Source organism: Bartonella sp. TT110JLCBS (genome assembly GCF_042193405.1).
Lineage (GTDB): Bacteria > Pseudomonadota > Alphaproteobacteria > Rhizobiales > Rhizobiaceae > Bartonella.
Window position 1 is genome coordinate 1 of record NZ_JBHILT010000082.1, and the last position, 1,818, is coordinate 1,818.

The 1,818-nt window shown below is 35.4% G+C and carries 1 protein-coding gene and 1 pseudogene; both read right to left on the minus strand.

Features of this window, described 5'->3' with window-relative positions; translation table 11 throughout:
* Positions 1-324, minus strand: a pseudogene (locus ACFILW_RS09555) (hypothetical protein); the annotation flags it as partial.
* Between the two features lie 82 nt (positions 325-406).
* Positions 407-1,162, minus strand: coding sequence for a hypothetical protein (locus ACFILW_RS09560; RefSeq protein ID WP_375685696.1), 756 nt, complete (start codon positions 1,160-1,162; stop codon positions 407-409).
* Between the last annotated feature and the right edge of the window lie 656 nt (positions 1,163-1,818).

A 1,818-nucleotide genomic window follows, 5' to 3' on the forward strand; every position in this document is an offset into this window, starting at 1 on the left:
AGCATTGCCATAAACATGCGCATTATCATAAACATAGCCAGCAACGATAGCATTGTCATAAACCCGCGCATGATCATAGATATGACCACAAGTGACAGCATTGCCAAAAACTCTTGCATTTTCATAAACGTGACCATTTTTAAACACAAGAGCCTCATCATACACCCAGCAATTTCCCTCATGAGAGAGGTTATCTTCCTTTTCAATAAAGCCACCCAAGGCACCAGCTCTAACATCAGAAAAGTCTTTTAATGCTTGGATGCGATAAAGGGTATGATTACCAAATACACGCGTTTCATTTGTGAGTGCAAACTTCTTTTGCATGAGCACAATTCCTTTATACAGAGATTTAAATTTTTAAATGAGATGTTTAAAGGAGGGCGCCCCCGCCGCGCCCACGCGTTATTTAAGCAGCGTCTTTTAGTGACTGATTATCATCACAGATATCATTACGAATTTTTGCACGGTTATTCACAACAGCATTGCCATAAATTTGCACATGATGATCAATATTTGATTTGCCATAGACCTTGGCATGATCATAAATCCTTACAAAGCAACCAACACGAGCCGATCCAGAAACCTTGGCATGACCATAGATACTTGAATAATCCTTAATCCAGGCATTACAAAAAACATGGGCATTATCATAAACGCGCGCCCAGACATAAATGCGTGACTTGCCATACACACGGGCATTGCCAAAAATATAGCCACAAACATAGGCACTTTCATAGACACGGGCATTGTCATAAACCTTGGCACTATTAGAAATAGTAGCATTATCACTAATTACGGCATTACCATAAACATGCCCGCAGACCTTAGCGTTATCATGAATTTTTGCATTATCATAAATATGAGCGGTTGTATCAAAAACCAATGCCTTGCCATTAACGATAGCATTGCCATACACCTTGGCACCTCTAAAGATTTTCGCATCATTATAGATTTTAGCATTTTCATAAACAGTTGCATTGAAAAGAACCGCGGCATTATCATAGACCCAGCAATTGCCATCATGGGATAAGTTACTTTCATTTTCAATAAAACCGCCGAGGTCCCCCGCCTTAACATCATCGAAATCTCTTAGAGCACGAATGCGGTGTAAAGTAAGACCATCAAAAGTGAATTTTTCATTGGTAAATTCGTATTTTTTCATTGGAAATTCTTTCTTAACGTAAAAAGTTTTGAAATTGACACCTTATAAAGGCGCCGGGCGCTCAAAACACGGCGTTAAGTCCGTTGCTATGCTTTCCCCTAAAAAGGGTATTGTATGGCATAGCTACACCCGACAAAATCACTATATATGCTAACAAAAGCATAAAAGATAGTCAGTATTTTAAGAAGTGGATAAGGTCGTTTCGTAACCTACCCGCTTAACGTAAAGTGTTTTGATCACTTGATTATTTATATAACAAAATACGTATTTATTGTCAAATAATATTTTATCTTTTTTGATATTTTTTTCTTATTTTTTAAATACGTTATGTATTGATAATAACTTATGCTTATTAATTGCTTCTTTTATATTTATGTGCTTTTAAAGCTATATTATAAGATTTATAAAACGATTGCGTTATTTTCTGAATCTATACATTTATAATATTTAGAAACGCTCTCATAATGCGTATTTTAAACTTTATAACCTATCAATTTTGTCACTAAATGGCTTCTAAGATTTCTGTTAATTTCTTTTAATAACACATTTTAGACTTAACAGCCTTATAGGGACTGTCTTTATAACAAATGCTTTCATTTGCATTTTTGCTTTCTCTATAGTTGTTATGTTCTTTATAGCCATGGCATCATTTTTCA

Coding starts and splice junctions, on each gene's coding strand:
- ACFILW_RS09560 (WP_375685696.1), bottom strand. CDS start 1,162: ATGAAAAAATACGAATTTACCAATGAAAAATTCACTTTTGATGGTCTT.